Raw genomic sequence first — 5,493 nt, 5'->3', positions numbered from 1 at the left:
GTGCTCGTCCTTGAGGAAGGTGACCAGCTGCCGGACGTCGCTGTTGCGCAGCGAGGCGAAGGGCAGTTCGGTGTAGACGACGTTAAGCCGGGAGAGGATGCCGTCGGCCTTCTCCTCGCCCAGCCCGACGGCGGCGCACAGCGACCAGGCCGCCACCGCCCGGGTCGGGCTCCGGCTGGGCGAGGTCTACGCCGAGCAGCTGGCCCGACTGCGGGCGGAGGCCCGCCGGGAGGGCTGGGCCGCCGGCCACGCCGAGGGCCTGGTCGCCGCCGAGCAGGTCGTCCGCGCGGCCGAGCAGGCCGCCGAGGAGCGGCTCGCCGAGGTGCAGGCCCGCTGGGAGCGCCGACTGGCCTCGGCCACCGCGGCCATGGGCGCCGCCGCCGAGCGGCTGGACGGCACCGCCGCCCCGGTGGTCGACGAGCTGCGGGACAACATCCTGGACGCCGTCGTCATCCTGGTCGGCGACCTGTTCGGCCGCGAACTGGCCGTGGCCGCGGAGCCCGGCCTGGACGCGTTGCGCCGGGCCATGACCCTGTGCCCCGACGACGTGCCGGTCGTCGTCCGGCTGCACCCCGACGACCTCGCCGAGGTCCCGGCCGAGGCGTTGGCCCAGCTGCCGGCGTCGGTCACCGTCCGCGGTGACGACGCCGTCGAGCGGGCCGGCGCCGTGGCCGAGGCCGGCGCCCAGCGGGTCGACGCCCAGCTGAGCGCGGCGCTCGACCGCGTCCGCGAGGTGCTCCGCTCGTGAGGACCACCGTCGACGCGCTGGACAGGAACGACTTGATCGACAGGGCTCGGGCTGCGGCTCGTCCCCAGCTCACCGGCATCGTCACCGGGGCGATGGGCCTCACCCTCTCGGTCGAGGGCGTCTCGGCGGCCGTCGGCGACCTGGTCGAGGTCCGCACCGGCCCCCAGCCGCTGCTGGCCGAGGTGGTCGCCGTGCAGCGGGACCGGCTCACCTGCATGCCGCTGGGCGACCTCTCCGGTGTCCGCTCCGGCGCCCGGGTGCGGGCCACCGGCATGCCCCTGCAGGTGCCGGTGGGCGAGGCGCTGCTCGGCCGGGTGCTCGACGGGCTCGGCCGGCCGATGGACGGCGGCCCGCCGCTGGGCAACGCGATCCGGTACGTCGACCTCACCAGCCAGACGCCCAACGCGCTGACCCGGGCGCGGGTCAGCCGGCAGCTCGCCACCGGCGTCCGGGCCCTGGACACCCTCGTCCCGGTCGGCCGCGGCCAGCGGCTGGGCATCTTCGCCGGGTCCGGCGTCGGCAAGTCGACGCTGATGAGCCAGATCACCCGGGGCACCGACGCCGACGTGCGCGTGATCGGGCTGATCGGTGAGCGTGGCCGCGAGGTCCGCGAGTTCCTCGAGGAGGACCTCGGCCCGGAGGGGATGGCGAGCACCGTCGTCGTCGTCGCCACCTCCGACGAGCCACCGCTGGTGCGGTTGAAGGCGGCGTTCGTCGCCACCCGGATCGCCGAGGGCTTCCGCGACCAGGGCCGCGACGTGCTGCTGATGATGGACTCGATCACCCGCACCGCGATGGCCCAGCGCGAGGTCGGGCTCTCCGCCGGCGAGCCACCGGCCACCCGCGGGTACCCGCCGAGCGTCTTCGCGATGATGCCGAAGCTGCTGGAGAAGGCGGGCACGTCCACCACCGGCTCGATCACCGGCCTCTACACCGTGCTGGTGGAGGGCGACGACCACAACGAGCCGATCGCCGACACCGCCCGGTCGATCCTCGACGGGCACGTCGTGCTCACCCGCAAGCTCGCCACCGCCGGGCACTTCCCGGCCATCGACGTGCTGGAGTCGATCTCCCGGGTCGCCACCACGATCGTCCCGTCGCCGCAGATGACCGACGCCCGGGAGGTCCGCCGGATGATGGCGGCCCTGCGCGACGTGCGGGAGCTGATCGAGATCGGCGCCTACCAGAGCGGCTCCGACCCGCTCGTCGACCGGGCCCGCCGGCTGGTGCCGCAGATCGACGCCTTCCTGCGGCAGGCCGTGGACGACCCGACCTCGACCCCCGAGGCGTTCGCCCGACTGCACGCGATCGCCACCACGGCGTGAGCGACCCGCGGTGAAGCAGCCGGCCTTCCGGCTGGAACCGGTGCTGAAGCTGCGCCGGACCGAGGAGCGGGCCGCCGCGCTCGCCTCGGCCCAGGCCGCCCGCGAGGCGACCGAGGCGGCCGAGCGCGTCGAGCGCGACGCCGCCGCACTGACCCGGCGCGCGCTGCCCGGGCACCCCACCGGCGCGGCCTTCATCGCCGCGATGGTCGCATCGGCCGCCGCGGCTGCCGATGTGTCTGCTGCACGGTCAGTGGCCGTCGCACGCGCCGAGCAGGCGGAACTGGTCCGCGCCCGGTGGACCGCCGCCGCACAGCGCACCAAGGGGCTCGAACGGCTGCGCGAGCGGCACGTGGCGGCCCTGCAGGCGGCCGCCGACGCGGCCGAGGAACGGGTGGTCGACGACCTGGTCACCCGCCAGCACAGCACCACCCGGACGAGCAGGGAGGAGACGACGTGGACGGACTGACCGCGGTGCACAGCCGGATCGGGCAGATCCAGGCACGCTTCGCACCCCCGGTGACCCAGAACGCCGCCTGGACCAGCGCGGCCTCCGCCGCCGGCCTCACCGGCAGCAGCCCCACGAGCGCCACCGCGGCGACCACCGCAGCGACCGGCACCGGCGCCGAGGTCGTCGGTGCGGCCACCAAGTACCTCGGCGTCCCCTACAAGTGGGGCGGCACCGACCCGGCGACCGGGCTGGACTGCTCGGGCTTCACCCAGCGGGTCTACGCCGACCTCGGCATCAGCATCCCGCGCACGTCGTCCCAGCAGGCCACCGCCGGCCGGCCGGTCGCCTCCCTGGCCGAGGCCCAACCCGGCGACCTGGTGTTCTTCGACAACACGTCCTCCCGGCCGGGCATCGACCACGTCGGGCTCTACATCGGCGGCGGCAAGATGATCGCCGCCCCGCAGGCGGGCGACGTGGTCAAGGTGCAGGACGTCGGCAACCCGACCCTCATCCGTCGGGTGCTGCCGGAGAGCACGACCACCTCGCCGGTCACCGCAGCTGCCGGCGGCGGCCTCGCCGGGGTGCCGTACGCCGACCTGTTCACCCAGGCCGGCGCCCGGCACGGGGTCTCCCCCGCCCTGCTGGCCGCGGTCGCCAAGACCGAGTCCGGCTTCAACAGCTCGGCCGTGTCGTCCGCGGGCGCCACCGGGCTGATGCAGTTCATGCCCGCCACCGCCAAGGGGCTCGGCGTGGACGCCACCGACCCGGCGTCCTCGATCGACGGCGCCGCCCGCTACCTGAGCCAGCTGACCAAGCAGTTCGGCTCCACCGAACTGGCGCTCGCCGCCTACAACGCCGGCCCGGGCACGGTGCAGCGCCACGGCGGCATCCCGCCCTACGCCGAGACGCAGTCCTACGTCCAGAAGGTCACCAGAGCCGCGGAGGCCTACGCATGACCAGCACGACCACCCTGCCGGTGATCTCGGCCCCGGCCCGCTCCGGTGCGGCCACCCCCGGCTCCGTCGGCCGGTCCTCCGGCAGCGACCGGGCACCGGCCTTCGCCAGCGCCCTCGACGACGCGCTCGGCAGCGAGCGCGCACCGTCCCGGTCGTCCGAGCGGGCCGACGACCGCGCGGCCGAGCGCGCCTCGGACCGGTCCGCCGTCCGGTCGCCCGACCGCCCGGCCGTCGACCGGCGCGACCGCCCGGCCGTCGACCGCCCCGACCGGCCGGCCCAGGCGCCGGCCGCCGACGTCGACGCACCGGCGGACGACGCTGCGGCGGAGGCCACCGACGCCGGCACCGACACCGTCGCCGCCGCTCCGCCGGTGCCGGTGCCGCTGCAGCCCGGGCTGTGGGCGCTGCTGGCCGCCGCCGCCCCCCTGACCGCCGAGCCGACCGCCGGCCTCGGGACGGCGTCCGCCGCGGCCGGCCTGATCGGCGTCGTGACCGGCACCGGGCAGGCCGTCGACGGCTCGGTCCCCCTCCCGGGCGTCCCCGTGTCCGCGGTCGTGCCGCCGGCCACCGCGCCCGACGTGTCCACCTCGCCCGTCCCCGCTGCCACTGCCACGGCCGGGCCGGCCGCAGCTGCCGCCGCGGCGCTGGTCGAGGTCGCCGGGCTCACCGTCGTCGTCGACCCGCTCGTCACCCCGGCCGCGGCTGGTCCGACCGCCGGGTCCGCGCCCGGGGCCGGCCCGGCGACCTCGACCGACGGCGTCGGGGCGCCGGTGCCGCTGCCCACCGCCGGCGGTGCCGCCGACACCGCCGACACCGGGTCGGGGACCACCGGGGACGAGCCCACCGCGACTGCGGCGACCACCGGGGTCGCCCCGTCGGCCGCCGAGACCGACGCCGTGTTCACCGTCCCCGGCCCGACGTCGGCCACCACCACGCCGGTCGCCGTCACCGGCGCACCGGTGCCGGCTCCCGCAGAGACCCCCGTCGCCGCCCAGCTCGGCCGCCAGCTCGCCGTCCTGCAGAACGCCCCGGACGGCAGCCAGACGATGACGGTGGTGCTCACCCCGGACGACCTGGGCCCGGTGTCCGTCCAGGTCACCGTCACCCGCGGCGTCCTGGAGGTGACCCTGCACGGGGCCCACGAGGCCGGTCGGCAGGCACTGCTGGACGCCCTGCCCGACCTGCGCCGCGAGCTCGACGGCGCCGGCCTGACCACCGGCCGGGTCGAGGTCGGTGCGGACAGCGGCAACGCCGGCTCCGGCACGCGGACCGCGCAGGAGCTCTTCGACGCCCGGGCCGACCAGCAGGGCCGGTCCGGTCAGCCGGACCAGCAGGGCGGCTCCCGCCGCGGCGGGCAGACCCCCGACCACCTCGGCCCCGGCAGTGCCGCGCGAGCCGCCGACCAGTCCACGTCAGCCGGCGTGGACGTCCGCGTCTGATCTGGAGACCGTTCGATGACCACCCCCTCGATCACCGGCACCGTCGGCACCTCGATGAGCACGGCCAGCCCCTCGGTCGACCGCAAGGACCAGATGGGCAAGGACACCTTCCTCAAGCTGCTGGTCGCCCAGATGCGGTTCCAGGATCCGAGCAACCCGACCAGCAGCAGCGAGTTCATGGCGCAGACCGCGACCTTCACCCAGGTGGAGAAGCTCGAGGAGATCGCCAAGCAGAACGCCGAGCTGCTCACCCTGCAGCGCTCGCTGAGCGCCGGTGCGCTCGTCGGCAAGCACGTGGCCTACACCGCCGACGACGGCACGACCGTCACCGGCGCCGTCTCCTCCGTCATCGTCACCGCGGGCACCGAGCCCCGGGCCGTGGTCGGCGACAAGGCCGTCCCGCTGGGCCGGATCACCGAGATCACCGTCCCCGAGGTCGACACCCCCGCCACCACCCCGAGCGCGTTGGCCATCCAGCCCTGCAGCTTCTCCCCGTCGGGGGTGACCAGGTTGCCGACGCCGTCGGTGTCGAAGGAGCCGGCCCGGGTGTAGAGCTGCTCGTTGCCGACCTTGGTCA

At 75.9% G+C, this 5,493-nt stretch carries 6 protein-coding genes; all 6 read left to right on the top strand.

The window, feature by feature from the left end:
• Positions 1 to 97 precede the first annotated feature (97 nt).
• From G5C62_RS25360 to G5C62_RS28800, 6 genes are read left to right on the top strand one after another with little or no spacing between them, the layout of a single operon-like run.
• Positions 98 to 748, top strand: coding sequence for a FliH/SctL family protein (locus G5C62_RS25360; protein WP_164703195.1), 651 nt, complete (start codon positions 98 to 100; stop codon positions 746 to 748).
• Positions 745 to 2,073, top strand: a complete 1,329-nt coding sequence (locus G5C62_RS25355) for a FliI/YscN family ATPase (protein WP_164703194.1) — start codon at positions 745 to 747, stop codon at positions 2,071 to 2,073. The genes G5C62_RS25360 and G5C62_RS25355 overlap by 4 nt, the downstream gene beginning before the upstream one ends.
• Positions 2,074 to 2,083: 10 nt before the next feature.
• On the top strand, positions 2,084 to 2,539 hold the full coding sequence (locus G5C62_RS25350) for a flagellar FliJ family protein (RefSeq protein WP_164703193.1): 456 nt from the start codon (positions 2,084 to 2,086) through the stop codon (positions 2,537 to 2,539).
• Entirely contained in the window at positions 2,527 to 3,477 is a 951-nt protein-coding gene (locus G5C62_RS25345) for a transglycosylase SLT domain-containing protein (RefSeq protein ID WP_164703192.1), read from the top strand. Before G5C62_RS25350 ends, G5C62_RS25345 begins: the two co-directional genes overlap by 13 nt.
• Positions 3,474 to 4,916 (top strand): flagellar hook-length control protein FliK, encoded by a 1,443-nt coding sequence (locus tag G5C62_RS25340; protein ID WP_164703191.1) that lies wholly within the window; start codon positions 3,474 to 3,476, stop codon positions 4,914 to 4,916. Before G5C62_RS25345 ends, G5C62_RS25340 begins: the two co-directional genes overlap by 4 nt.
• A gap of 15 nt (positions 4,917 to 4,931) precedes the next feature.
• Positions 4,932 to 5,468: a flagellar hook assembly protein FlgD gene (locus G5C62_RS28800; RefSeq protein WP_164703190.1), complete on the top strand. Its 537-nt coding sequence runs from the start codon at positions 4,932 to 4,934 to the stop codon at positions 5,466 to 5,468.
• Positions 5,469 to 5,493: the final 25 nt, after the last annotated feature.

The sequence above is a fragment of the Modestobacter sp. KNN46-3 genome (genome assembly GCF_011039295.1).
Note: the sequence above shows the minus strand (reverse complement) of the source record. Positions and strands in the feature narration are given on the sequence as shown.